Here is a 24,749-nt window from a genome sequence, read left to right on the forward strand (position 1 = left end):
GGCAGCGGGGCTTTCGGGTTCGAGGACGGGTGGGGACTCGCGCTCAGAGATGTCGGTAGACGTCCTCGAGGCTCAGCCCCTTCGCGAGCATCAGCACCTGCAGGTGGTACAGCAGCTGCGAGATCTCCTCGGCTGCGGCATCCGTCGATTCGTACTCGGCCGCCATCCAGACCTCGGCCGCCTCCTCCACGATCTTCTTGCCGATCGCGTGGACGCCCGCGTCCAGCTGTGCCACGGTTCCCGATCCCTCGGGGCGCTCAGCCGCTTTCGCGGCGAGCTCGGCGTACAGCGTGTCGAACGTCTTCACCATGCCAGGGTATCGAACCGAGCGGATGCCTCGGCGCCGCGTGACGCGACGGTCAGTGGATGTGGTGCTCGGCGGCGGACGCGCGAAGGCCCGCGATGGCGTTCGACGGGTCGCCCGCACCGAACACGGCCGAGCCCGCGACGAACGTGTCGGCGCCCGCCTCGGCGGCCTGCGCGATCGTCGACTCGCCGATGCCGCCGTCGACCTGGAGCCACACCGACGACCCGCGCCTGCGGGCCTCGTCGGTCAGGCGACGCAGCTTCGGCATGGTCTCGGGCATGAACGACTGGCCGCCGAAGCCCGGCTCGACCGTCATCACGAGGATCTGGTCGAAGTCGTCGAGGAGGTCGAACAGGCCCTCCACAGGGGTCGCGGGCTTGACCGCGACGCCGGCGCGTGCGCCGATGTCGCGCAGCCGTCGGGCGAGCGCGACCGGCTCGGTCGCCGCCTCGAGGTGGAATGTTACGGATGCCGCCCCGAGCTCGGCGTAGCCGGGTGCCCAGCGGTCGGGGTCGGAGATCATGAGGTGCACGTCGAGGGGCACGGGGCTCGTCGCCTGGATCCGCTCGACCATCTGCGGGCCGAACGTGAGGTTGGGCACGAAGTGGTTGTCCATGACGTCCACATGGACGAAGTCGGCCGTCGCGATGCGGGCGAGTTCGGCCTGCATGTTCACGAAGTCGGCGGCCAGGATGCTGGGATTGATGCGGATGCCCCTCTGGCGGGCGGCGTCGTCGATCGGTGGCACGCGTCCATTATGGTCGAGCCGTGGATCCGATCACGGCGCTGCTGCACGACGTCCTCGAAGACATCCGACCCCATGACGACGGCGCCCCGGCGGGCTACATCCCCGAGCTCGCCGCCGCCGATCCCGACCGGCTCGCGCTCGCGGTCGTCGGCCCGCGCGGCCGGGTCCGCGCCGTCGGCGATGTCACGCACGAGTTCACGATCCAGTCGATCTCGAAGCCGTTCGTGCTCGCGCTCGCCCTCGCCGATCGCGGCCGCGACGCGGTGCTGCGCAAGGTCGGCGCGGAGCCGAGCGGCGAGCCGTTCAACGCGATCAGCCTCGAGCCCGGCACCGGGCGGCCGGCGAATCCCATGGTCAACGCCGGGGCGATCGCGACGTCCGCCCTCATCCCCGGCGACGGCGTCGACGACCGGATGACCCGCATCGTCGAAGGACTCTCCGCGTTCGCCGGGCGGTCGCTGTGGGTCGACGAGCAGGTCTACGCCTCGGAGTCGGCGACCGGCGACCGCAACCGCGCCCTGGCGCACCTGCTGCGCTCGCACGGGATCATCGAGGGCTCGGTCGAGATCGCCGTCGAGACCTATTTCCGGCAGTGCTCGCTGCTGGTGACCGTGCGGGACCTCGCAGTGATGTCCGCGACGCTCGCGTTCGGCGGCCTCAACCCCGTCACCGGCGAGCGGGTCGTCTCCGAGGCCGTGGCCCGCGACGTGCTGTCGATCATGGCGAGCTGCGGCATGTACGACTACTCCGGCGAGTGGCTGCTGCGCGTCGGTCTGCCGGCGAAGAGCGGCGTCAGCGGAGGCCTGCTGGCCGTCGCCCCGTCGCAGTTCGGCGTCGCGGCGTTCAGCCCCCGGCTGGACGAGCACGGCAACTCGGTGCGCGCCATCGCGCTCCTCGAGACGCTCGGCGAGCGGTTCGGCATGCACCTGCTCGAGCCGCACGAGAGCGTCGCCGTCCCCGCGTTCACCGTCGAGGACACCGACCAGGGACGCGTGCTGCGCCTGTCGGGCGAGCTCGGCCTGGCCGGCACCGAGCGGGTCGTCGCCGTGCTCCGCGAGATCGCCGAAGCGCTCCCCGAGGCCGCCGAGGTGATCGTCGACGCGCGGGACCTCGCCCGCGCCCACAGCGCCGCGCTGGTCGCCCTGCGGGTCGAGTTCGAGCAGATGCCCAGCGGCATCCGCCTGCGGGAATGAACTCGCGAGCGGGGACGGATGCCGCGGCTCAGACCCGGCCCGACGGCTCAGACCCGCCGCAGCAGCGAGATCGACATCGCGTCGGTGTTGTGACGGTGCGGCCACAGCTGTGCGCGCCCGCTGCCGTCGGACTGCGGTGGCAGGCCCGGGTCGGCGTCGGACAGTGACGTGATCACGTCACGGGCGGAGATCTCCTCGAGCGCGGCGCCCCACTCGCGGCGGATGTCGGCGACGACGCCGGACGTCTCGGCGAGGTGCGGCGAGCACGTCACGTAGGCGACGACGCCGCCAGGCTTGAGCGCACCGACCGCGGTGCTGAGCAGCTCCCGCTGCAGCTCGGTCAGCGCCGGGACGTCGCTCGGCGCCTTGCGCCAGCGCGCCTCGGGACGTCGGCGCAGCGCACCCAGCCCCGTGCACGGCGCGTCGACGAGGATGCGGTCGTAGGTGTCGGGCGCGTTCGCCGCGCGGCTGCGGCCATCCTCCTCCGACACGGGCACCTCCACCGGGACGCCCGCGAGAGCCTGCCGGACGAGGCCGGCGCGCGCCGGTGAGATCTCGTTGGCCTCGAGCACGGCGCCGCCGACACGGGCCTCGGCGGCGAGGACGGCGGTCTTGCCACCGGGACCCGCGCACAGATCGAGCCAGCGCTCCCCCTCCGTGATGGGCAGGGCGCGCGTCAGCGCCAGCGCGGCGAGCTGGGAGCCCTCGTCCTGCACGCGGATGCGACCGCGCGAGGAGCGCACGAGCGAGTCGGGATCGCCGCCGCCGAGGCGGAACCCGATCGGCGAGAACGGCGTGCGCCGGGCATCGTCGGGAACACCGGCGAGGTCGGGCAGCGCCGCCATCGTGACGCGCGGCGAGGCGTTGTCGGCGGTGAGGAGCGCCTCGAGCTCTTCGGCGCGGCCCTCCGCGGCCAGCGCGCGCCGGAAGGCGCGCACGACCCACACCGGGTGCGAGAACAGCAGGCCGAGCTGCTCGTCGTCGGAGCGGGCGCTCGCGGCGACATGCGTCATCCAGTCGCCCGGCGTGTCGCGCGAGATCCGGCGCAGCACGGCGTTCGCGAACCCGGCGGCACCGCGGCCGCCCGCACCCCGGGCGAGCTCCACGGATTCGTTCACCGCGGCGTGGGAGGCGACACGGGTGGAAAGGAGCTGGTGCACGCCGAGACGCAGCGCGTCGAGCACGGCCGGGTCGATGTCGGAGACCGGGCGATCGGCGGCGATCGCGATCACCGCGTCGTACGTGCCCTGGCGCCGCAGCGTGCCGTAGGTGAGTTCGGTCGCGAGCGCGGCGTCGGCCGTCGAGAGGCCGGCGCGCGAGATCGCCGTCGGCAGCAGAAGGTTGGCGTACGCGTCCGACTCGTGGACGGCTCGCAGCGTCTCGTAGGCGACGCGGCGGGCCGCGACCGTGCGGCTCACGATCCCGCCACCGGGGTCGCTCCGTGCAGCCCTCGCCACCAGTCGGCGGCGCGCATCGCGCCCTTGCCGGCAGGCTGCACCGTCTCGAGCACGATCGGCGCGGATGCGGTCCCGGCGATCACCTGCTTGCCGTGCAGGGCGAGCGCGCCCGGTTCGAGTGGCAGAGCGTCGCCGGGAGCCGGCGCGACAGCGAGAACCTTGAACCGGGCGCCGTCGATCGTGGTGTGCGCACCGGGTTCGGGCGTCACCCCGCGGATGCGGCCGAGCACTGCGCTCGCGGGCTCGTCCCAGCGGATGCGGCCGTCGTCGTCGCCGAGCTTCGACGCGTACGTGGTGTCGCCCTCCTGCGGGCGGGCGACGGCGGCGCCGGAGGCGATCGCGTCGACCACGTCCGAGAGCAGCCCGGCTCCGTCGTCGGCCAGCGAGGCGAGGAGGTCGCCGGCGGTCGCGTTCGGCGGGACGTCGACGGCGAGCTCGCCGAACACGTCTCCGGCGTCGAGCTCGGGCACGAGCTGGAACACGCTGGCCCCCGTGCGTGCGTCACCGGCGATGAGGGCGTGCTGCACCGGTGCGGCGCCGCGCCAGCGCGGCAGCAGCGAGAAGTGCAGGTTGATCCACCCGTGCGCCGGGGTCGACAGCAGCGGCTCGCGCACGAGCCCGCCGTAGGCCACGATCACACCGAGGTCGGGTTCGAGAGCCGCGATCTCGGCGGTGGCGGCCGCATCGAGGCGGTCGGCCCGGATCACGGGCAGCCCGAGTTCCTCGGCGGCCGTGGCGACGGGTGACGGCGTCAGGACCCGCTTGCGCCCCAGCGGGGCGTCCTGGCGGGTGATGACCGCGGCGATGTCGTGAGCGGATGCCGCGAGCCGGCGCAGCGCCGGCACAGCCGGCGCCGGTGTGCCGGCGAAGACGAGACGCATGACGTTCCTGGAAGTCGAGGGTCAGAGATCGAGATCGGGTACGTCGACCCGAACCTTCAGTGTATGGGCGGCCCCGGGCGTGCGACCCTTCGCGGCGCGGCGCCCCTTCATCGCGTGGCTCACCACGGACGCGCGCAGACTCTCGGTCACGCTGGCGCCGAGGCCGTAGTCGAACCGCACCAGAGCGCGCACCGACTCATCGTGCGCGATCGGACCGAGCACGGCCTCTCCGTCGAGCTCCGGGACGGCGGCGCGCAACGCGGCGATGGCGGTGTCCACCGCGCGATGCGGTCCGTCGACGGAGGCCACCCGGACGGTCGGGGGCATTCGCAGCGGGGCACGGTCGGCGAGCTCGGAGCGGGCGTACGCGGCCTGCGTCCAGGTCGCCAGCGCGCGAGCGACCTCGCCGCCCACGCCGACCAGATGAACCGGCGACCCGGGGGCGGCCAGGGCCGCCGCGTTCGACCACCACCGCAGACACGACTCGCCGATGCGCAGATCGTCGGCCATCAGCATCCGATCCCCATCCAGCAGGATCACGGCACGATACCCGCCGGCCGCGCGCGGCTCGGCGCCGCGGGTCGCCACCACCAGAGCGGGACGGGCGTCGACCTCGGTCACGGGGTGGTCGCCGTCGGCGACGATCACACGCGTGCCCGGAAAGGCGCGACCGAGTTCGTCGGCGGTGCGCTCGCTGCCGGACGAGGCCATGCGAAGGAGCGTCGACCGGCACTCGGGGCAGGCCCACGCGTGGGCGGCGCGTCCGCACCACGTGCATGTCGGGACGGCGCCCTGCCGCGCGGCGTGGAGCGGACCGCCGCAGTGCGCGCAGCGCGCAGGATGGCGGCATTTCGCGCACACGAGAACGGGTGCATAGCCCGGACGCGCCACTTGAACGAGCACCGGGCCCTCGGTGAGCGCTTCACGCGCGGCGGCGAACGCCGACGACGGCACGCGCGCCGCGCGGGACTCCCCTTCGCGGTTCGCGCTCAGCACGACACGAGGGCTCACCCGCCGTGCCGCGGGGAGGTCGCGCACCCAGCCGACGGCGACCAGGCGCTCGACGTCGGTGGTGCGGGTGTGGCCCGCGAAGACGAGAGCTCCGCCGTGCAGCTCCTGACGCAGCAGCGCCGCGTCGCGGGCGTGGACGCCGGGGCTGAGCGGCTCCCCCAGCAGCGGGTCCCCGTCGTCCCAGAGCGCGGCCAGCCCGAGCGCGGACACCGGCGCGTACACGGTGGAGCGGTTGCCGATCACGACGCACGGCGCGTCGGCGAGGGTCCGCAGGAACGCGGCGTACCGGGTGGGACCGCTCTGCTTCGCATCGTCGCGGACCAGGGCGTCGGCGGGGATGCGGGCCGCCAGCGCGGCTTCGAGCTGGGCGCGGTCACGGTGATCCGGCACGGCGATCACGGTGCTGCGCCCGGAGGCGAGGGTGTGCGTCGCTGCCGCGGCGAGCAGGATCGCCCAGGATCCGACGACCGTGCCGTCGCCGAGCGTCGACGGCACGGGCGGCGCATCCACCGCGAGGCGCTCGTCGTCGTCGAGCGCTTCGGCGAGCCCCGGGTACGCGCCCAGCACCCCGTCGGCCCACGCGCGATCCGCCTCGTCGATCACCGGTCGCGACGGCGGGTCGGCTGCGAGCCATGCCTTCTCGGCGCGCACCATGCGCTTGGGGATCGCGAGGCGGAGGATGTCGCCGGCTGATCCTGCCGCCCTGTCGGCGGCGCGTCGGGCGAGCGCGTAGAGCGCCGGCGTCAGCACCGGCACCGGCGACACGACGGCCTCGAGCTGCGACAGGGGGCGGTCCGAGGCATCCGGCTCCCCCACCTCGACGAGGAGCGCGTCGACCACTCGCCCGGCGCTGCGCAAGGGCACGCGCACCCGGACGCCAGGCACGGCGTCCGCGACGAGCTCGGCGGGGATCTCGTAGTCGAAGAGGCGGTCGAGCTGCGGCAGCGGCGAGTCGATCAGCACACGCGCGACGCGGCGCGGGCGCCGCGGTCGATCGGCGGAGTCGGGCTCGTCGTCGTGCACCGCGGTCACGCGGCCGGCGTCAGAGCCCGGCTGCGGCGCGCAGCGCGTCCGCGCGGTCGGTGCGCTCCCACGTGAAGTCGGGCAGCTCGCGGCCGAAGTGGCCGTACGCCGCGGTCTGCGCGTAGATCGGCCGCAGCAGATCGAGCTGGTCGATGATCGCCTTCGGGCGCAGATCGAACACGTCGAGGATGGCCTGGGTGATCACGTCGTCCGCCACCCGCCCGGTGCCGAACGTCTCGACATAGAGCCCGACGGGCTTCGCCTTGCCGATGGCGTACGCGACCTGCACCTCGAGGCGGTCTGCGAGTCCGGCGGCGACGGCGTTCTTCGCGACCCAGCGCATCGCGTAGGCGGCTGAGCGGTCGACCTTCGACGGGTCCTTGCCGCTGAACGCGCCACCGCCGTGGCGCGACGCCCCGCCGTACGTGTCGATGATGATCTTGCGGCCGGTGAGGCCGGCGTCGCCCTTCGGACCGCCGATGACGAACGGCCCCGCCGGGTTGATGTAGTACTTCACGTCGGGCAGCTCGAGCCCGGTCGCCTCGAGCACCGGGTCGATGACCTCGGCCCGGACGGCGGCGCGCAGCGCCTTCTGCGAGATGTCGGGGTGGTGCTGCGTCGACAGCACGACGGACTCGACCGTCTTCGGCGTGTGGCCGTCGTAGCCGAGAGTGACCTGGGTCTTGCCGTCGGGGCGCAGGAACGGCAGCTCGCCCGACCGGCGCACATCGGCGAGGCGCTCGGCCATGCGGTGCGCCGTCCATGCGGCCATCGGCATGAGCTGCGGCGTCTCGGTCGTCGCGTAGCCGAACATGATGCCCTGGTCGCCCGCGCCCTGCAGGTCATGGGGGTCTTGCGAGCCGTCCTCGCGGCGCTCGAACGCCTTGTCGACGCCGGCGGCGATGTCGGAGGACTGCGCCCCGATCGAGACGCTCACGCCGCACGAGTCGCCGTCGAATCCGGTGTCGCTCGAGGTGTAGCCGATGCGGTTGACGACGCCGCGCACGATGGCCGGGATCTCGACGTATGCGGAGGTCGACACCTCACCGGCGACGTGGACGAGTCCGGTGGTGACGAGGGTCTCGACGGCGACACGCCCGTTCGGGTCGGCGTCCAGGATCGCGTCGAGGATGGAGTCCGAGATCTGGTCGCAGATCTTGTCGGGGTGGCCCTCGGTGACGGATTCGGACGTGAACAGACGCAGGTCGGTCATCGGTACTCCAGTTGTCGTGGCTCCGGTCGTCGTGGCGTCCGGGCGCGAGGGGGCGGACACCAGTATGCCCCCGGCGACGGACAGGGGCCGTCGTCGGGGGCATCGAGGATATGACGGATTACTCCGCGCGGCGCAGGCGCAGCTTGTCCTCGTGGATCTCGTGCATCGCGATGGTGAGCGGCTTGTCCTCGACGGTCGAGTCGACGAGCGGGCCCACGTTGTCGAACAGGTTGCCCTCGTGGAGGTCGGAGTAGTAGTCGTTGATCTGGCGCGCGCGCTTGGACGCGAAGATCACGAGCTGGTACTTCGAGTCCACCTTCTCGAGCAGGCTGTCGATGGGGGGCTCAATGATGCCCTGGTTCGTTCCGGCCATGGCGAAACCTCCTGGATCGGATGTCGGAATGGGAGTCGATGGAGCCTCGGGGTGCCGAGGCATCCCACCATTCTACGTGACGGGATGCTCTCAGCGCGCGAGGCGGGCGACCTCGTCGGCTGCATGGGCGACGTCGTCGTTCACGACGCGGTAGTCGAACTCGCCCTGAGAGGCCAGTTCGGTCTTGGCAGTGCGCAGGCGCCGGGCGCGTTCGGCGGCGTCCTCGGTGCCGCGGCCGACGAGGCGCTGTACGAGCTCGTCCCAGCTCGGCGGCAGCAGGAACACGAGTGTGGCCGACGGATCGGCCTCGCGCACCTGGCGGGCCCCCTGCAGGTCGATCTCGAGGAGCACGGTGCGTCCCTCGGCGAGGGCCTTCTCGATGGGGGCGCGCGGCGTGCCGTAGCGGTAGGCGTTGTGCACGGTGGCGTGCTCGAGCAGCTCGCCGTCGGCGATCATGCGGTCGAACTCCGCGTCATCGACGAAGAAGTAGTGCTCGCCGTCGACCTCGCCCGGGCGCGGTGCCCGCGTCGTCGCCGACACCGACAGCAGGATCTCGGGGTGGTGGTCCTTGATGTGCGCAGCCACGGTGCCCTTTCCCACGGCAGTGGGACCGGCGAGCACGACGAGGCGGCTGCGGCCGGCGCGGGGCTCGGCCTCGGGCCACCGGCTGTCGAGGAAGTGGCGCAGGTCCTCGCGCTGGCGCGAGCCGAGGCCGCCCAGACGCTTGACCGGCGAGATCTCCAGGTCCTGAAGGATACGGTCGCGCTTGCCTTCGCCGATCGCCGGGATCGCGGTCAGGAACTCGGGCACGCGCATCGCGCCGGCGGGAGACGTGGGCTCGGCGAGGGCTCGCCGCAGGAGCTCCTGCGGCGTGATCACCCGCATCGCGACGTCCTTCTTGAGGGCGGCGCGTTCGCGGCGGGCGGCGACGGCACGGCGCGACGCGGCGACGCGGTCGACCTCGGGAGGCCGCCCCTGCGCGCCAGGGATGCGGGGCGGGGCCTCATCAGGGGTTTCCTGATAAAGGATGCGGGAATCGGACATATCAATCACCACGGTAGAGAAGGGCGCGCTCGGATATGCGCGCGGCGAGCCGGTCGGGTCCGGCAGCCAGGATGCTGCGGCTCTCAGACGCTACCACCGCTTCCTGCAGGAAGCCGAAGCGCTCACCGAGATGACGTGGTTCGGCGCCCTGATGACCGAAGCCCGGGCCGAGGATCGGCGCGACCGGCGCGAACGGCCGGAGGCCGGCATCCGTCCAGTCCACGGTGCCGCCGATGACGAATCCCAGACTCCCCCACTCGCCGTCGGGCGCGGTGCGGGCGTTGCGTTCGGAGACCTCGCGGACGATGCCGGCCGAGACCGTGTCGCCGTCCTCATGACGCGCGCGCTGCAGTCCGAGCGCCTCGGGGTTGCTCGTCGCGGCGAGCACGAACACGCCCTTGCCGTGGTGCAGGGCGAGGTCGAACGTGCCGTCCAGTGCGCCCACGCCGAGGAACGGGCTCACGGTGAGCGCGTCGGCCTCGAGCGGCGAGCCGGGCGTGAGCCATGCCTGGGCGTACGCGTCCATCGTGGTGCCGATGTCGCCGCGCTTGGCGTCCGCGATCACGAGAAGTCCGGCGTCACGAGCCGCCGCGAGCACGTCCTCGAGCGCAGCGAAGCCCGCCGAGCCGTGGACCTCGAAGAACGAGACCTGCGGTTTGACGACCGCGACCCGGCCCGCAGCGGCCTCGACCACCCGCAGGCCGAACTCGCGCACACCGGCGGCGGAGGCATCCAATCCCCACTCCGCGAGGAGGTGGGCGTGCGGATCGATGCCGACGCACAGCTGCCCGTGCGTCGCCATCCCCGCGCGGATGCGCTCACCGAATGAGGTCATGCGCCCGCCCGATCGGCCGCGTACTCCTGCAGGCTCTTGACCTTGAAGCCCTCGCGCAGCACCGGCAGCGCGCTGACGGCGGCGCCGAGCACGGCCATCGTGGTGAACAGCGCCTTGTCGCCCGCGACGGCGGCCGCGCGGATCTCGTAGCCGTCGGCGCGGGCGGCGCCGCCGGACGGGGTGTTCACGACGATGTCGATCTCGCCGGCGTTGATCAGGTCGACGATGTTGGTCTCGCCCGAGTCCTGCGTCTCGGAGTACTTGCCCACCACGCGCACGTCGATGCCGTTGCGCGAGAGGATCTCGGCCGTGCCCTCGGTCGCGACGAGATCGAAGCCGAGCTCCTGCAGGCGATGGGCGGGAAGGATCACGGCGCGCTTGTCGGCATCGGCGACCGAGATGAACACGGTGCCCGACTGCGGCATGCCGCCGTACGCGGCCTCCTGCGACTTCGCGAACGCCGTCGGGAAGTCGCGGTCGATGCCCATGACCTCACCCGTCGAGCGCATCTCGGGGCCGAGCACCGAGTCGACGGTCTGGCCGTCGCGCGTGCGGAACCGCTTGAAGGGCAGCACGGCCTCCTTGACCGCGACGGGGGCGTCCAGCGGCACCCGCGAGCCGTCCTGCTCGGGAAGCAGCCCCTCTGCCTTCAGCTCGGCGATGGTGGCGCCCGCCATGATGCGAGACGCCGCCTTCGCGAGCGGGATGCCGAGGGCCTTGGAGACGAAGGGCACCGTGCGGCTCGCGCGGGGGTTGGCCTCGATCACGTACAGGACTCCGGCCGAGATCGCGAACTGCACGTTCAGGAGTCCGCGCACCCCGACGCCCTCGGCGATCGCGTGCGTGGCGATGCGGACGCGGTCGATGTCGGTGCGCCCGAGGCTCACCGGCGGCAGCGTGCACGACGAGTCGCCGGAGTGGATGCCGGCCTCCTCGAGGTGCTCCATGACGCCGCCGATGTACAGCTCGTCGCCGTCGTACAGCGCGTCCACGTCGAGCTCGATCGCGTCGTCGAGGAAGCGGTCCACCAGCAGCGGCAGACCGGGGCCGATGATCGCCTCGCCTGCGACGCGGACGAAGTAGTCGCGCAGCGCCTCGGTCGAGTACACGATCTCCATGCCGCGGCCGCCGAGCACGAAGCTCGGGCGCACCAGCACCGGGTAGCCGATCTCCTCGGCCACCGCGACGGCGCCGTCGACGTCGATCGCCGTGCCGTTGCGCGGTGCGACGAGTCCGGCGTCATCGAGCAGGCGCGAGAAGAGCTCGCGCTCCTCGGCGAGGTCGATCGCAGCGGGCTTGGTGCCGAGGATCGTGTAGCCGGCCTCCTCGATGCCCTTGGCGAGTCCGAGCGGAGTCTGGCCGCCGAGCTGGCAGATGACGCCGAGGATCTTCCCCGACTGCGCCTCGGCGTGCAGCACCTCGAGGACGTCCTCGAGCGTGAGCGGCTCGAAGTACAGGCGGTCGGAGGTGTCGTAGTCCGTCGACACGGTCTCGGGGTTGCAGTTGACCATGACCGTCTCGTAGCCCGCGTCCGACAGGGCGAACGATGCGTGCACGCACGAGTAGTCGAATTCGACGCCCTGGCCGATGCGGTTCGGGCCCGAGCCGATGATGACGACCTTGGTCCGCTCGGACGGGGTGACCTCGGTCTCGAAGTCGTAGCTCGAGTAGTGGTAGGGCGTCAGCGCCGGGAACTCCCCCGCGCACGTGTCGACGGTCTTGTACACGGGACGGATGCCGAGGCCGTGACGGATGCCGCGCACCTGGGTCTCGCTGTCGCCGCGGAGCTGTGCGACCTGGGCGTCGCTGAAGCCGTGCTCCTTCGCGACCCGCAGGGTGGCGGCATCCAGCTCCCCCGCCTTCGCCACGAACTCGGCGACCTCGTTGATGAGGACGATCTGGTCGAGGAACCACGGGTCGATCTTGGTGGCCTCGAACGCCTGCTCGACCGTGGCGCCCTTGCGGAGGGCCTGCTGAAGGACGACGATGCGGCCGTCGGTGGGGGTCTTCGCGATCTCGAGCAGCTCGTCCGCCGAGCGGGGCTCGTCGCCCCAGTGGAAGCTGGAGCCGCGCTTCTCGAGCGAGCGCAGCGCCTTCTGCAGCGCGGTCGCGTAGTTGCGGCCGATCGCCATCGCCTCGCCCACCGACTTCATGGTCGTGGTGAGGGTCGTGTCGGCGGCCGGGAACTTCTCGAAGTTGAAGCGCGGCACCTTCACGACGATGTAGTCGAGCGTCGGCTCGAAGCTCGCCGGCGTCACCTTCGTGATGTCGTTCGGGATCTCGTCGAGGCGGTAGCCGATGGCGAGCTTCGCGGCGATCTTCGCGATGGGGAAGCCGGTGGCCTTGGACGCCAGCGCGGACGAGCGCGACACGCGCGGGTTCATCTCGATGACGATGATGCGGCCCGACTTCGGGTCGACCGCGAACTGGATGTTGCAGCCGCCGGTGTCGACGCCCACCGCGCGGATGATGTCGATGCCGATGTCGCGGAGCTTCTGGTACTCGCGGTCGGTGAGCGTCAGCGCCGGGGCGACCGTGATCGAGTCGCCGGTGTGCACGCCGACAGGGTCGACGTTCTCGATCGAGCAGACGACCACCGTGTTGTCCGCGGTGTCGCGCATCAGCTCGAGCTCGTACTCCTTCCACCCGAGGATCGACTCCTCGAGCAGCACCTCGTTCGTCGGCGAGTCGTGCAGGCCCGCACCGCCGATGCGGCGGAGATCCTCCTCGTCGTACGCGAAGCCCGAGCCGAGGCCGCCCATCGTGAAGGACGGGCGCACGACGAGCGGGTAGCCGAGCTTCTCGGCGCCGGCGAGCAGCTCGTCCATCGTGTGGCAGATCACCGAGTCTGCGACGTCGGCGCCGGCGTCGAGCACCAGCTGCTTGAAGATCTGGCGGTCCTCGCCCTTGTTGATCGCCTCGAAGTCGGCCCCGATGAGCTCGACGTCGTACTTGTCGAGGATGCCGTGCTTGTGCAGGTCGATCGCGGCGTTGAGCGCCGTCTGACCGCCGAGGGTCGGCAGGATCGCGTCAGGCTTCTCCTTCGCGATGATCGTCTCGATCACACGCCAGTTGATCGGCTCGATGTAGGTCGCGTCGGCGAAGTCCGGGTCGGTCATGATCGTCGCCGGGTTGGAGTTCACGAGGATGACGCGGACGCCTTCGTCGCGCAGCACGCGGCAGGCCTGCGTGCCGGAGTAGTCGAACTCGCACGCCTGACCGATGACGATCGGGCCGGAGCCGATGACGAGGACGGAGTTGATGTCGTCGCGCTTGGGCATTACTTCGCGGCCTTCTTCTCGAGGTTCGCGACGACGAGGTCGCGGAAGCGGTCGAACAGGTAGTTGGCGTCGTGCGGGCCGGCGGCCGCCTCGGGGTGGTACTGCACCGAGAAGGCCGGGATGTCGAGCGCCCGCAGGCCCTCGACCACCCGGTCGTTGAGGCCGACGTGGCTGACCTCGACCTTCCCGTAGCCGTTCGGGCTGTCGAAAGATCCTTCGATGGGCGCGTCGACCGCGAAGCCGTGGTTGTGCGCCGTGATCTCGACGCGGCCCGTGGCCTTGTCGAGCACAGGCTGGTTGATGCCGCGGTGGCCGAAGGGCAGCTTGTACGTGCCGAGGCCCAGCGCGCGACCGAGCAGCTGGTTGCCGAAGCAGATGCCGAAGAACGGCAGGCCGTCGTCGAGCACGCCGCGCAGCAGGTCGACATGGTCGCCCGATGCCGCAGGGTCGCCGGGGCCGTTCGAGTAGAACACCGCGACCGGGTCTATCGCGCGGATGCCGTCGATCGTGACGTCCTGCGGGAGCACGTGCACCTCGAAGCCGCGGGCGGCGAGGTTGTCGATCGTCGCCTGCTTCACGCCCAGGTCGAGCACGGCGAGGTTGCCGATGCGCTCGCCCTTCGCCGGCGTGATCTCGGCCGCGGCCACCGAGACCTGCGCCGAGAGGTTCCGGCCGGCCATCTCGGGGGCCTCGCGCACCAGGCGCAGTTGCTCGTCAGGGTCGATCGTCGAGGCCTCCCCCGAGAAGATCGCGCCGCGCATGCTGCCGGCAGAGCGGATGTGACGCGTGATCGCGCGCGTGTCGATGCCGCTGATGCCGATCACGCCGTCGTTCACGAGCGCGTCGTCGAGGGACTCGTCGGCACGCCAGTTCGACACGACGCGGGAGGGGTCGCGGACGATGTAGCCCGATACCCAGATGCGGCGCGACTCGGGGTCCTCGTCGTTCATGCCGGTGTTGCCGATGTGGGGTGCGGTCTGGAGCACGATCTGGCCCGCGTACGAGGGATCGGTGAGGGTCTCCTGGTAGCCGGTCATGCCGGTGGCGAAGACCACTTCGCCGATGGTCGTGCCGAGGGCGCCGTAGGCGCGTCCGACGTGGCGGGTCCCGTCCTCGAGCACGAGGACGGCCGGATCGGTCTGGAACAGGGAGGTCATGCGTCGGTTCCCGTCTGGGTCGTGGGAAGGATGCCGGCCACCGCGTCCGCGAGGGCGCGGGCCGAGGCATCCTGGGGTCGGAGATAGGAGTCGACGACGGTGCCGTCGTCGAGGCGCCACGCGAGGCGCACGAGGCCTTCGGGCTCGACCACGCGGTCGATCGCGACCGTCGCCTGCGCGACGAGCTCGATGCGGTCGGCCGCGACGAACACGCGGGGCTTGCCGGTGAGATCGAGGGCGACGCCGGCATCGGTGACCGTCACGTCGGAGCGGGACCGGAAGGCGAGGCCTCCGATGGCGAGGCGCTCGAGCGGCTCGTCGTGACGCGTCGTCGCGACGTAGAGGGTGGGGAACGCCGAGAGCGTCGCGGCCCCCGCGGGGATCTCGCCCACGGGCGCGACCAGCGCGGCGTCGCGCCGCGTTCGTCGCCACCAGGCCCACACCAGCACGCCGAGCAGCGCGATGGTGACCGCGACCATGACGCCGAGAGCGGCCTCGCGGGTCATGCGCGGACCCCCGGCGTGTCGAGGAGAACGCCGTCGGCGACCGTGACGGTGCCCTGGTGCACGGTCCAGCGGACGTCACCCGGGAGCTCACGGCCGAGGTACGGCGAGTTCACACTCCGGCCGCGCAGGTCTTCGGTCGTGAAGGTGCGCCGCGGCGACGGGTCGTAGAACGCCAGTGAGGCGGGCTGGCCCTCGGTGAGCGGGGTGCCGTGGCCGGTGAGCCGACCGATGCGGGCGGGCTCGCGCGACATGACGCGCGCGACGTCTCCCCACGTGATGAGGCCGGTGTCGACCATCGACTGCTGCACGACGCGCAGCGCGCTCTCGAGGCCGACCATGCCGTTCGCCGCCGCGTGCCACTCGCATGCCTTGGCCTCGGTGGGATGAGGCGCGTGGTCGGTCGCCACGATGTCGATCGTGCCGTCGGCGAGGCCCTCGCGCACGGCGAGCACGTCCTCCTCGCGGCGCAGCGGCGGGTTGACCTTGAAACGGGCGTCGTAGTCGCGCACCAGCTCGTCGGTGAGGAGCAGGTGGTGGGGGGTGACCTCGGCCGTGACGTTCACGCCGCGGCGCTTCGCCCACCGGATGATCTCGACGGAGCCCGCGGTGGAGAGGTGGCACACGTGCAGGCGTGAGCCGACGTGCTCGGCGAGGAGCACGTCGCGCGCGATGATCGACTCCTCGGCGACCGCCGGCCAGCCGGCGAGGCCGAGTTCGGCCGACACGGCGCCCTCGTTCATCTGCGCGCCCTCGGTGAGGCGGGGGTCCTGGGCGTGCTGCGCGATGACGCCGTCGAACGCCTTCACGTACTCCAGCGCTCGCCGCATGATCAGCGGGTCCCACACGCAGAAGCCGTCGTCGCTGAAGACGCGGACGCGGGCGCGCGAGTCGGCCATGGCGCCGAGCTCGGCGAGCCGCTCGCCCTTCTGGCCCACGGTGACCGCGCCGATCGGCTGCACGGTGACGAACCCGGCGGCCTCGCCCAGGGCGAGCTCCTGCTCGACGACGCCCGCCGTGTCGGCCACCGGGGAGGTGTTGGGCATGGCGAACACTGCCGTGTACCCGCCGGCCGCGGCGGCGCGCGAACCGGTGAGGATGGTCTCGGATGCCTCGTAGCCGGGTTCGCGCAGGTGCGTGTGGAGGTCGACCAGGCCGGGCAGCAGGACCAGGCCGTCGACGTCGATCTCGGTGGCGCCGGCGTGGCCGACCGCGCTGCCGATGGCGGTGATGACGCCGTCCTCGACGAGGACGTCGGCCGCGGTCGATCCTTCGACCAGCGCTCCGCGGAAGAGAAGGGTCTCGCTCATCGGGTGTTCTCCTTCTCTGTGCCGTCCGGGGCTGCGGCATCCGCCGTGGACGTGGTCTCGGCCGGGGTGCGCTCCGCGCCCGCCAGCAGCAGGTACAGCGCGGCCATGCGCACCGAGACGCCGTTGGCGACCTGCTCGAGCACGGTCGAGCGCGGCGAGTCAGCGGCTTCTGCGGAGATCTCCAGGCCCCGGTTCATGGGTCCGGGGTGCATGACAATGCTATCCGCTCCCAGTTCCTGCAGTCGGCGCGCGTCGAGGCCCCAGCGGCGTGAATACTCCCGTTCAGTGGGGAAATACGCAGCGTTCATGCGCTCCAGCTGGATGCGCAGCATCATGAGCGCGTCGGGGCCGGCCGCGATCGCCTCGTCGAGGTCGTACAGCACCTGAACCGGCCAGTTCGACATGTCCTGGGGCACGAGCGTCGGCGGCGACACCAGGGTGACGCTCGCGCCGAGCGTGTCCAGCAGCCAGACGTTCGAGCGCGCGACCCGCGAGTGCAGCACGTCGCCGACGATCGTGACCTTGACACCGGCGAGGTCTCGCCCGCGGCTGTCGTCGCCGAAGCGGCGCTTGCGGATGGTGAAAGCGTCGAGCAGGGCCTGCGTCGGGTGCTCGTGCGTCCCGTCACCGGCGTTGACGACCCCCGCGCTGATCCAGCCGCTGGTGGCGAGGGTGCGCGGCGCCCCGGACGCGCCGTGGCGGATGACGACGGCATCCGCGCCCATCGCCTGCAGCGTCTGCGCGGTGTCCTGGAGGGACTCGCCCTTCGAGACGCTCGAGCCCTTCGCGGAGAAGTTGATGACGTCGGCCGACAGCCGCTTCGCGGCCGCCTCGAACGAGATGCGCGTACGCGTGGAGTCCTCGAAGAACAGGTTGACCACGGTCTTGCCGCGCAGCGTCGGGAGCTTCTTGACCTCGCGCTGCTGCGTGTCGGCCATGTCTTCGGCGACGTCGAGGATGCGCAGTGCGTCCTGTCGGGAGAGGGTCTGGGTGTCGAGCAGGTGCCTCATGACTCGATCGTCACCTCCTCGACGCCGTCCGTCTCGGCGAGGCGCACGTTCACGCGCTCGTCGCGCGAGCTCGGCAGGTTCTTGCCGACGAAGTCCGGCCGGATGGGCAGCTCGCGGTGCCCGCGGTCGACCAGCGTCGCCAGCCGCACGGCGGCGGGGCGGCCGATGTCCTGCAGGGCGTCGAGAGCGGCACGGATGCTGCGACCCGAGAAGAGCACGTCGTCCACGAGGACGACGACCTTGCCGTCGATGCCGCCGGCAGGGATCTGCGTCGGCTGCGGCGCGCGGGTCGGATTGCGGTGCAGGTCGTCGCGGTACATCGTGACGTCGAGCGATCCGACCGGGACAGGGGCGCCGCCGAACTCGGCGACGAGCGCGCCGACGCGGTGGGCGAGGGTGACGCCCCGAGTGGGGATGCCGAGGAGCACCAGTCCCTCGGGGCCTTTGTTGGACTCGAGGATCTCGTGCGAGATCCGAGTCAGGGCCCGGGCGATGTCGGCCTCGTGCAGCACGGTGCGCGTGCTCATCCGCCGCTCCCTTCTCCGCCTCACGGGACGGTGTTAAAGGTTGCTGTGATCGCCGTCCAGTCTACGACACAGCGAAGGCCGGACCCGAACCGGGGCCGGCCTTCGCCGAGTCGCGCGCCCGGGTCAGCGGGGCGCGGGTCCGCGCAGCACGCGGGAGGCCACGACGAGCGCGGCAGCGATCAGCACGACGTTCTTGAAGATGTACTGGCCGGTGAGGGTCGGGCCGACCGGACCGAAGACCTCCGCGGGCAGCAGCACGATCGGCGACAGGATGCCCACGAACGCGAGCGCGAGCACCACGAGGCCGACGCGGGCGAAGACGCCGCCGGCGATGAGGAGCGCACCCGCGGCGACCTCGATGACCGCCGTGGCGACGAGAGCGGCCTGCCCGCTCACCAGGCCGAACGTGAGCTTCTCCCACGTGCGGCTGACGAGGGCCTCTACCGGGCTCACTCCGGGGAAGAACTTCAGGGCCCCGAAGACCAGGAACACCGCGCCGAGGGCGACGCGCAGGGCCGGGATGCTCCAGCGCTGCAGCGAGGCCTTCACTGCGGCTTCGGCGCGGGCCTCCCACGCGAGGAGGGCGCTGAGCGGGTTCGGGCGGGCGGTGGATGCGGGGACGACGCCGCCGGCGCCGTGGATGGGAACGGTGGTCATGGCGTGATTCCTTCGGGTTCTGATCGCCCGCGATCGCGGGCACGGTGATCAGGACCCGCTGGAGCCACCGGGTGATACTCGCCGGCGCAGATCAGCGCCGACCCCACACAAGACCCGTCAGCAGAACGCCGGTTCGTTGTGGAGGATCCACAACGAACCGGCGTTGCGGATTCGTCAGGCCGCGGGGGTCGTGGCCGCGCGATACAGGTCGTCCTCGACCTGGGACGCCCGGATCGGGTGCCCCTGGCTCGTCAGGCACTTCCCGCTGGTGAGGTCCCACTTCCAGTCGTGCAGTGAGCACGTGAGCACGCCGTCTTCGATCTTCCCCGTCTTCGTGAGGTCGGCGCGCAGGTGCGGGCAGCGGCGCTGCACGATCCAGTCGCCGAGCTGGGCGTCCTCGGTCTGGTCCGTCTGCTCCGCGTACCAGTTCTCGACGTACTCGATGCGGTCACGCGAGAGGCATTTGAGGAAGGTGGTGAGGAACTCGTTGAACTTGCCGCTGCGGCCCACGGAGAACTGCATCGACAGGAAGATCGAGTTGGACCAGTCGATCTCGTGGTCGGCGATGTTGGTCGAGACCAGGTCTGCGGGGATCGTGTACCAGTAGATGCACTCGTCGCCGTCGGCGTACTCGCGCACCTTGGCCTTCGGGAAGTCCACCACCATGTCGAGCTCCCCGATGCGGAAGCGCACCACACCGCCCACGCCGTTGCGGATCGTGCGGGCGCGGCGCAGCAGCGGCTCCCACCACTCCTTGATCGCGGCGAGCATCTCGTCCGGCGGGAGCACGGCGGCGCGGGTCGCCTCCTCCGCGCGAACCTCGTCCTGGCGCGCGTCGCGCTGCTCGGCGAGGTATGCCCACTTGTCATCGAAGATGCGGTCGATCTCGGCCTGCGTGTAGAGCGTCTGCGTGACCGAGATCTCGCCGTCGTTCAGCTCCACGACCGTGCCGGGCACGAACTCGTAGCCCTTCTGCTCGGGACGCAGCTGCGCCATGTGCGCGAGGAACTGGCGCTGGTCGGTGAAGATCGAGTCGTCCTCGATGCCGTAGCCGTTGTATTTGAACAGCTCCTCGCGGAGGAACATCGGCGGCCCCGCCATCGGGAAGACATGCTCGGCGTCGACCTTCTCGATGTAGTACATCGCGCGCTTGTTCTGGGCGTCGCGCTTGAGTTTGGCGAAGTTCTGCTTGGCGTCCTGAGGGAGGTCGTAGACCATCGGCCACCAGATCGCGCCCGACACCTGCGTGAAGTAGGCCTCCGGCTTCGAGAACGACATCAGCTTCTCGAGGTCGAGCGGGTGCGAGTCGTTCTGGTTCAGGATACTGGCGGTGCCGTCGTCGACCGATAGCGACGAGTCGCCGATCGGGCCGTCGCTGGGTGCCCGCAGCGGCGTCACCATGACCTTGAGGTCGCCGAACTCGAGGGGAACGCCCGCCTGCGTGTAAACGATGTTGTCGTACCCGAGCCGGCGAAGATCCTGCTCGAGGTCGTCCGTCGGATAGTCCGGCAGGAGGACCTTGATGCTCTTCGGCACGTGCTTGTGCATCAGCGCCGGGTCGAAGTGGTCGCGGTGGCGGTGCGAGATGTACAGGAAATCGGCCTTGCCGTATGTCTCCCAGTCGAGTGCCCGGTTGTCGGGGAACGGGAACCACGACCCGAAGAAGGTCGGCCCGATCACCGGGTCGCAGAGGATGCTTCCTCCCGCCGTCTCGATGAACATTCCGGCGTGGCCGAGGCCCGTGATGCGCATGGGGTTGCCCTCCTGTCGAACCAGACGATTCTAGGTGAGGCTCGCGGGGCGCACCGGATCGCCCGCCGTGCAAAACCGGATCCGGCCGTCGAGGATGCTGGGGATCAGTCTTCGAAGAGACCGCGGATGTCATCGGCGGTGAGCGCCTGCCCGAACAGCGCGTCGTCGTCCATCACCGACCGGAACAGCCGCGCCTTGCGCCGCTGCAGCGCCATCACCTTCTCCTCGATCGTGCCGTTCGCGATCAGCCGGTAGACCATCACGCTGCGGTGCTGGCCGATGCGGTGCGCTCGGTCGACGGCCTGCGCCTCGGCGGCGGGGTTCCACCACGGGTCGAGCAGGAACACGTAGTCCGCCTCGGTGAGCGTCAGGCCGAACCCGCCGGCCTTGAGGCTGATGAGGAACACGGGCGCCTCTCCCCCACGGAAGGCGGCGACGGCGGCATCGCGGTCGCGCGTCGATCCGTCGAGATACGCGTACGGGATGCCGCGTGCCTCGAGCTCCTTCGCCACCAGCCCGAGGAACGACGTGAACTGGCTGAACACGAGTGCCCGGTGCCCCTCGGCGAGGGCCTCGTCGAGCTGTTCGAAGAGCGCGGCGAGCTTGCTCGGCGCGATGCCCGCGTGCGCGGGGTCGACGAGCTCGGGAGCCAGGCTCAGCATGCGCAGGAGCGTGAGGGACCGGAAGACGATGAACCGGTTGCGGTCGAGATCGTCGAGGAGTCCGAGCACCTTCTGACGCTCGCGCTGCAGCACCGTGTCGTACAGCGCGCGATGGGCGGCGCCCAGTTCGATGCGCACCTCCTGCTCCTGCTTGGCGGGGAGGTCCGCGGCGACGAGATCCTTGGTCCGGCGCAGCACGAGCGGACGGATGCGGCGCCGCAGCCGCGCGAGGCGGCCGGCGCGATACGCTCCGCCCTCCTGATTCTCGGGAACCTTGCCCTTCTCGATGGGCCCGACGTACTCCTCGCGGAACCGCCGGCTCGAGGCGAACAGCCCCGGTGCCGTCAGCGAGAGCAGCGCCCAGAGCTCGGTGAGGCTGTTCTCGAGGGGTGTGCCCGTGACGGCGAAGACGACGTCGGCCGACAGATCTCGCGCGGCGCGATAGGCCTTGGTCCGGCTGTTCTTCACGAACTGCGCCTCGTCGAGGATGAGGCCCGCCCATGGAACCGCGGCGAACTCGCGCTCGTCGAGCCGGAGCAGGGTATACGAGGTGATGATGATGTCGGCCGAGGTCGCGGCATCCATCACCGTCGTTCCGCGCTTCGCGCGCGTCGCGTCGACGACGGCGACCCGCAGATCGGGCGTGAAGCGGGCCGCTTCGCTCTGCCACGTCGAGAGCACCGACGTCGGCGCCACGACGAGGAACGGCCGCGTCTCGCCATCCTCCCGGGCGCGGGAGATGAGCGCGAGCAGCTGGAGCGTCTTGCCGAGGCCCATGTCGTCGGCGAGGATGCCGCCGAGGCGGTGCTCCCAGAGGAAGGCGAGCCAGTCGTACCCCACGCGCTGGTAGGGTCGCAGCTCGGCGTGGAGCGCCGACGGCAGAGGGCTTGCGGGCACGCCGTCGGCGTCGCGCAGTGCTTCGACGGTCTCCCGCCACGACACCGCAGGCTGCGCCTCGTCGGCGAGGTCTTCGAAGTCCGCCCAGAGAGCGGTCTGGTAGCGGCTGATGCGAGGCCCCGTCTCCCACTCCTCGAGCTCTCCGGCTTCGTCGATCAGGTCGCGCAGGCGCTGCAGCGACGGATGCGACAGGGAGAAGTACGCGCCGTCGCTGAGCAGGATCTTCTTGCGCCCGCGCGACAGCGCCGTGAACAGCGTGCCGAACGGGATGCGGCGGCCGTCGATCGTCACCACGACACCGAGGTCGAACCAGTCCGGATCGTTCGTCTCCACGGTCGTGATGTCGATCCGTGGATCGCCGGCGAGCTCCCGGTACTGCGGCCGCTCCCCCGAGATCTCGACGGTGACGTCGGGGTCGGCTTCGAGCAGCGGCAACAGGCGCGACGCGAACTCCGCCGCGTCGAGGCCCGTCAGGGTGTCGGCCGAGGCGAAGTCGACGGGCGGGTGGCTCTCCCACAGCGACTCGATGCGGCTGCGGATCGCCGTCTCGGCAGCGGCGTCACGATCCTCTCCCGTCGAGTCGAGTCCGAGGAGGTCGCCGTCGCCGTAGCGCCACGAGAGCGTGTAGACGAGCCGGTGGTTCGGCTCGAAATGCACGCGCGCGGCGAGCTGCGGCCGCGGCGGCGGCGCGATGTCGAGGCCGGGTGCCTCGATATCGACGCGGCGCGCGATCCGCGGCAGATGGTCGCGGACGAACTCCTCGGCCTCCGGCCCCGGTACGACGACGGCCTGGCGCGCCGTGAGGAGCGCGGGTACCGGGTCGGGCAGCTCCACGGCGGCGAGGACGAGGGCGATGCGCTCGCGCTCGACAGCGAACCGGTACACCCCGGTACGCCCGACCGGGCGCAGGGCGGAGGCATCCGTGCGCTCGCCGTCGATCGTCACCGAGGGCACGATCTCGAGCCCCCGGCCGGTGCGCTGGGCCTGCACGGCCACCGTCGCCGCCGTGGCGAGGGCGACCGCCGCGGTCCGCTTGGTGGGAACGAGCGGGATGCCGCGATCCGCCGCGGCAGACAGGTGCGGCCAGAGCAGGCTCGACTCGATGTCGTCGAGGGTGAGCCACTCCGAGACGTCGGAGAACGCTCCGAACGAGCGGACGTCGCGGCCGATGCTGTGCAGCTCCGCGAACCAGCGCGCCTGCGCGGGGTCGTAGGCGGTGGTGGGCCGGCGCAGAGCGTCCCACGAGACGCCGCCCTTGATCCACGAGTCGGAACGGGCCGAGCGCTCGAGCGGGCGCAGGCCCACCAGCACGTCGGCGCCATGCTGGTGCAGGCTCCTCGGCGTCGCCGACTCGACACGTGCCGGCGCCCAGGTGGACGCTCCGCGCCGGATGCGCTGCCGGAGCTCGACCCCCAGGGCGAGCGCGGTGCGGGCGCGCTCCGCCGGTGCGGCGGGTGTGAGGACGTCGCGCCACGACCCGCCTCCGGCGGCCGCGGCCGCGGGCGCGGCGGCCGCGAGCCGGTTGCTCGCGAGAAGCGCAGCGACGGTGTGCTTGCAGTCGAACTGCACCGGGCACGTGCAGGACGTCGCCGCGATGGGGTGGTCGACCCGGTGCGGGTCGAGCCGCACCCGGCAGCGGTACGTCCGGCCGCCGCTGCCGGCCACCACCGCTTCGATGACCGACGTGAGCGGATCCCACTCGACGCGCTCGACGGCGCCGTCGGCGAAGTAGCCGACGCCGCGCTCGTACGTGCCGCTGTCGACGAACCGGCGGACGTGTCCGGGATCGACGAACGGAGGGGGGCCGACAGGCGGCGGGGTCACGGCATCCATCCTGCCCGCTCCCGCCGACACCCGGACGGGTGTGCGCTCGTCGTCAGCTCGCGCGTGCGATGCGGGCGAGGACGCCGTGCACGAAGGGGCCCGACTCGTCGGAGGAGAACTCCTTCACCAGCTCGACCGCCTCGTCGATCGCGACGGCGGTGGGAACCTCGTCGTTGTAGAGGATCTCCCAGGCGCCGATGCGCAGCACGGCACGGTCGACCGCGGGCATGCGGGCGAGCGTCCAGTCCTTCGCGAACGTCGTGATCTGCTCGTCGATGGCGTCCTGGTTGTCGATCACGCCGTCGACGATCTCGCGCGCGTAGAGCCACGAAGCCTGACGGGCCGGCTCGCCCGCCGCACGCTTCGCCTCGGCTGCGAGCACCGTCGCGGGCTCGTCGCCGCGCACGTCCGCCTGGAACAGGATGTCGAGCGCGCGCTTGCGCGCCTTCGTACGGGCACTCATCTGTCAGCGACCGCCGACGTCAGTTGACGCGGCCGAGGTAGTCGCCCGTGCGGGTGTCGACCTTGACCTTGGTGCCGGTCTCGACGAACAGCGGAACCTGGATCTCGTAGCCGGTCTCGACGGTGGCGGCCTTGGTGCCGGCCGACGAGCGGTCGCCCTGCAGACCAGGCTCGGTATACGTGATCTCCAGGACGACGGATGCCGGGAGCTCGACGTACAGCGGGTTGCCGTTGTTGAGGGCGATCTGCACCTGCTGGTTCTCGAGCAGGAAGTGGGCCGCGTCGCCGACCGTCGCCGCGCCGACGTTGATCTGGTCGTAGTCCTCCACGTCCATGAACACGAAGTTGTCGCCGTCGTTGTAGAGGTAGGTGAAGTCGCGGCGGTCGACGTTCTCGATGTCGATCTTCGCGCCCGCGTTGTAGGTGCGGTCGACGACCTTGCCCGAGACGACGTTCTTGAGCTTCGTCCGGACGAAGGCACCGCCCTTGCCCGGCTTGACGTGCTGGAACTCGATGACGTTCCAGAGCTGTCCGTCGATCGAGAGGACGACGCCGTTCTTGATGTCTGCGGTGGAAGCCATGAGGGTACGAATCCGTTTCGTTGAAGTGCGTGGAGGCGATC

21 protein-coding genes are annotated in these 24,749 nt (G+C 71.1%); 1 reads left to right on the plus strand and 20 read right to left on the minus strand.

Annotation, left to right across the window (positions count from 1 at the left end):
• Nucleotides 1-43: 43 nt before the first annotated feature.
• Nucleotides 44-307, minus strand: a complete 264-nt coding sequence (locus RS82_RS19135) for a phosphoribosyl-ATP diphosphatase (protein WP_045302883.1) — start codon at nt 305-307, stop codon at nt 44-46.
• A gap of 52 nt (nt 308-359) precedes the next feature.
• On the minus strand, nt 360-1,055 hold the full coding sequence (rpe, locus tag RS82_RS19140) for a ribulose-phosphate 3-epimerase (RefSeq protein WP_045302471.1): 696 nt from the start codon (nt 1,053-1,055) through the stop codon (nt 360-362).
• A 20-nt stretch (nt 1,056-1,075) separates the two neighbouring features.
• Between rpe and glsA the strand changes: the two genes are divergently transcribed.
• On the plus strand, nt 1,076-2,248 hold the full coding sequence (gene glsA / locus RS82_RS19145; RefSeq protein ID WP_045302473.1) for a glutaminase A: 1,173 nt from the start codon (nt 1,076-1,078) through the stop codon (nt 2,246-2,248).
• 47 nt (nt 2,249-2,295) lie between these two features.
• Here glsA and RS82_RS19150 read toward each other — a convergent pair whose 3' ends face one another.
• From RS82_RS19150 to efp, 18 genes are all read right to left on the minus strand, one after another.
• Complete coding sequence (locus RS82_RS19150) at nt 2,296-3,666, minus strand: RsmB/NOP family class I SAM-dependent RNA methyltransferase (protein ID WP_052676940.1); 1,371 nt, start codon at nt 3,664-3,666, stop codon at nt 2,296-2,298.
• Complete coding sequence (gene fmt, locus RS82_RS19155; RefSeq protein WP_045302475.1) at nt 3,663-4,586, minus strand: methionyl-tRNA formyltransferase; 924 nt, start codon at nt 4,584-4,586, stop codon at nt 3,663-3,665. Before fmt ends, RS82_RS19150 begins: the two co-directional genes overlap by 4 nt.
• A gap of 21 nt (nt 4,587-4,607) precedes the next feature.
• A complete protein-coding gene (locus RS82_RS19160) occupies nt 4,608-6,629 on the minus strand; it encodes a primosomal protein N' family DNA-binding protein (RefSeq protein WP_084695777.1) in 2,022 nt (673 codons plus the stop codon).
• Between the two features lie 10 nt (nt 6,630-6,639).
• The gene (gene metK, locus RS82_RS19165) at nt 6,640-7,833 is read right to left on the minus strand and encodes a methionine adenosyltransferase (RefSeq protein WP_045302477.1); all 1,194 of its coding nucleotides are present in this window, start codon (nt 7,831-7,833) and stop codon (nt 6,640-6,642) included.
• Nucleotides 7,834-7,951: 118 nt separating this feature from the next.
• The gene (rpoZ, locus tag RS82_RS19170) at nt 7,952-8,206 is read right to left on the minus strand and encodes a DNA-directed RNA polymerase subunit omega (RefSeq protein ID WP_018170775.1); all 255 of its coding nucleotides are present in this window, start codon (nt 8,204-8,206) and stop codon (nt 7,952-7,954) included.
• 90 nt (nt 8,207-8,296) lie between these two features.
• Complete coding sequence (gmk, locus tag RS82_RS19175; RefSeq protein ID WP_245619662.1) at nt 8,297-9,250, minus strand: guanylate kinase; 954 nt, start codon at nt 9,248-9,250, stop codon at nt 8,297-8,299.
• Nucleotide 9,251: 1 nt separating this feature from the next.
• The gene (gene pyrF, locus RS82_RS19180; protein ID WP_045302483.1) at nt 9,252-10,085 is read right to left on the minus strand and encodes an orotidine-5'-phosphate decarboxylase; all 834 of its coding nucleotides are present in this window, start codon (nt 10,083-10,085) and stop codon (nt 9,252-9,254) included.
• Nucleotides 10,082-13,366, minus strand: a complete 3,285-nt coding sequence (gene carB, locus RS82_RS19185) for a carbamoyl-phosphate synthase large subunit (RefSeq protein WP_045302485.1) — start codon at nt 13,364-13,366, stop codon at nt 10,082-10,084. Before carB ends, pyrF begins: the two co-directional genes overlap by 4 nt.
• Nucleotides 13,366-14,523 (minus strand): glutamine-hydrolyzing carbamoyl-phosphate synthase small subunit, encoded by a 1,158-nt coding sequence (carA, locus tag RS82_RS19190; RefSeq protein WP_045302487.1) that lies wholly within the window; start codon nt 14,521-14,523, stop codon nt 13,366-13,368. The genes carB and carA overlap by 1 nt, the downstream gene beginning before the upstream one ends.
• Nucleotides 14,520-15,029 carry a PH-like domain-containing protein gene (locus RS82_RS19195; protein ID WP_045302489.1) on the minus strand — a complete coding sequence of 170 codons (510 nt, stop codon included), beginning with the start codon at nt 15,027-15,029 and terminating at the stop codon, nt 14,520-14,522. Before RS82_RS19195 ends, carA begins: the two co-directional genes overlap by 4 nt.
• On the minus strand, nt 15,026-16,336 hold the full coding sequence (locus tag RS82_RS19200) for a dihydroorotase (RefSeq protein WP_045302492.1): 1,311 nt from the start codon (nt 16,334-16,336) through the stop codon (nt 15,026-15,028). Before RS82_RS19200 ends, RS82_RS19195 begins: the two co-directional genes overlap by 4 nt.
• The gene (locus RS82_RS19205; RefSeq protein ID WP_045302493.1) at nt 16,333-17,346 is read right to left on the minus strand and encodes an aspartate carbamoyltransferase catalytic subunit; all 1,014 of its coding nucleotides are present in this window, start codon (nt 17,344-17,346) and stop codon (nt 16,333-16,335) included. The genes RS82_RS19200 and RS82_RS19205 overlap by 4 nt, the downstream gene beginning before the upstream one ends.
• Nucleotides 17,343-17,873 carry a bifunctional pyr operon transcriptional regulator/uracil phosphoribosyltransferase PyrR gene (gene pyrR, locus RS82_RS19210; protein ID WP_045302495.1) on the minus strand — a complete coding sequence of 177 codons (531 nt, stop codon included), beginning with the start codon at nt 17,871-17,873 and terminating at the stop codon, nt 17,343-17,345. The genes RS82_RS19205 and pyrR overlap by 4 nt, the downstream gene beginning before the upstream one ends.
• Before the next feature lie 123 nt (nt 17,874-17,996).
• Nucleotides 17,997-18,530 (minus strand): DoxX family protein, encoded by a 534-nt coding sequence (locus tag RS82_RS19215; protein WP_084695778.1) that lies wholly within the window; start codon nt 18,528-18,530, stop codon nt 17,997-17,999.
• Between the two features lie 174 nt (nt 18,531-18,704).
• Nucleotides 18,705-20,282 (minus strand): Rieske 2Fe-2S domain-containing protein, encoded by a 1,578-nt coding sequence (locus tag RS82_RS19220; protein WP_045302497.1) that lies wholly within the window; start codon nt 20,280-20,282, stop codon nt 18,705-18,707.
• Nucleotides 20,283-20,386: 104 nt separating this feature from the next.
• Nucleotides 20,387-23,665, minus strand: a complete 3,279-nt coding sequence (locus tag RS82_RS19225) for a DEAD/DEAH box helicase (protein WP_245619663.1) — start codon at nt 23,663-23,665, stop codon at nt 20,387-20,389.
• A 52-nt stretch (nt 23,666-23,717) separates the two neighbouring features.
• On the minus strand, nt 23,718-24,128 hold the full coding sequence (gene nusB, locus RS82_RS19230; protein WP_045302501.1) for a transcription antitermination factor NusB: 411 nt from the start codon (nt 24,126-24,128) through the stop codon (nt 23,718-23,720).
• Between the two features lie 19 nt (nt 24,129-24,147).
• Nucleotides 24,148-24,708 carry an elongation factor P gene (gene efp / locus RS82_RS19235; RefSeq protein WP_045302503.1) on the minus strand — a complete coding sequence of 187 codons (561 nt, stop codon included), beginning with the start codon at nt 24,706-24,708 and terminating at the stop codon, nt 24,148-24,150.
• Nucleotides 24,709-24,749: the final 41 nt, after the last annotated feature.

Origin of the sequence: Microbacterium trichothecenolyticum (assembly GCF_000956465.1) — a bacterium.
GTDB lineage: Bacteria > Actinomycetota > Actinomycetes > Actinomycetales > Microbacteriaceae > Microbacterium > Microbacterium trichothecenolyticum.

Bases quoted from the DNA above. Each gene is read 5' to 3' on its own strand.
- fmt (WP_045302475.1), bottom strand. From the start codon at position 4,586: ATGCGTCTCGTCTTCGCCGGCACACCGGCGCCGGCTGTGCCGGCGCTG.
- metK (WP_045302477.1), bottom strand. From the start codon at position 7,833: ATGACCGACCTGCGTCTGTTCACGTCCGAATCCGTCACCGAGGGCCAC.
- rpoZ (WP_018170775.1), bottom strand. From the start codon at position 8,206: ATGGCCGGAACGAACCAGGGCATCATTGAGCCCCCCATCGACAGCCTG.
- gmk (WP_245619662.1), bottom strand. From the start codon at position 9,250: ATGTCCGATTCCCGCATCCTTTATCAGGAAACCCCTGATGAGGCCCCG.
- pyrF (WP_045302483.1), bottom strand. From the start codon at position 10,085: ATGACCTCATTCGGTGAGCGCATCCGCGCGGGGATGGCGACGCACGGG.
- carB (WP_045302485.1), bottom strand. From the start codon at position 13,366: ATGCCCAAGCGCGACGACATCAACTCCGTCCTCGTCATCGGCTCCGGC.
- carA (WP_045302487.1), bottom strand. From the start codon at position 14,523: ATGACCTCCCTGTTCCAGACCGATCCGGCCGTCCTCGTGCTCGAGGAC.
- RS82_RS19195 (WP_045302489.1), bottom strand. From the start codon at position 15,029: ATGACCCGCGAGGCCGCTCTCGGCGTCATGGTCGCGGTCACCATCGCG.
- RS82_RS19200 (WP_045302492.1), bottom strand. From the start codon at position 16,336: ATGAGCGAGACCCTTCTCTTCCGCGGAGCGCTGGTCGAAGGATCGACC.
- RS82_RS19205 (WP_045302493.1), bottom strand. From the start codon at position 17,346: ATGAGGCACCTGCTCGACACCCAGACCCTCTCCCGACAGGACGCACTG.
- pyrR (WP_045302495.1), bottom strand. From the start codon at position 17,873: ATGAGCACGCGCACCGTGCTGCACGAGGCCGACATCGCCCGGGCCCTG.
- RS82_RS19215 (WP_084695778.1), bottom strand. From the start codon at position 18,530: ATGACCACCGTTCCCATCCACGGCGCCGGCGGCGTCGTCCCCGCATCC.
- RS82_RS19220 (WP_045302497.1), bottom strand. From the start codon at position 20,282: ATGCGCATCACGGGCCTCGGCCACGCCGGAATGTTCATCGAGACGGCG.
- nusB (WP_045302501.1), bottom strand. From the start codon at position 24,128: ATGAGTGCCCGTACGAAGGCGCGCAAGCGCGCGCTCGACATCCTGTTC.
- efp (WP_045302503.1), bottom strand. From the start codon at position 24,708: ATGGCTTCCACCGCAGACATCAAGAACGGCGTCGTCCTCTCGATCGAC.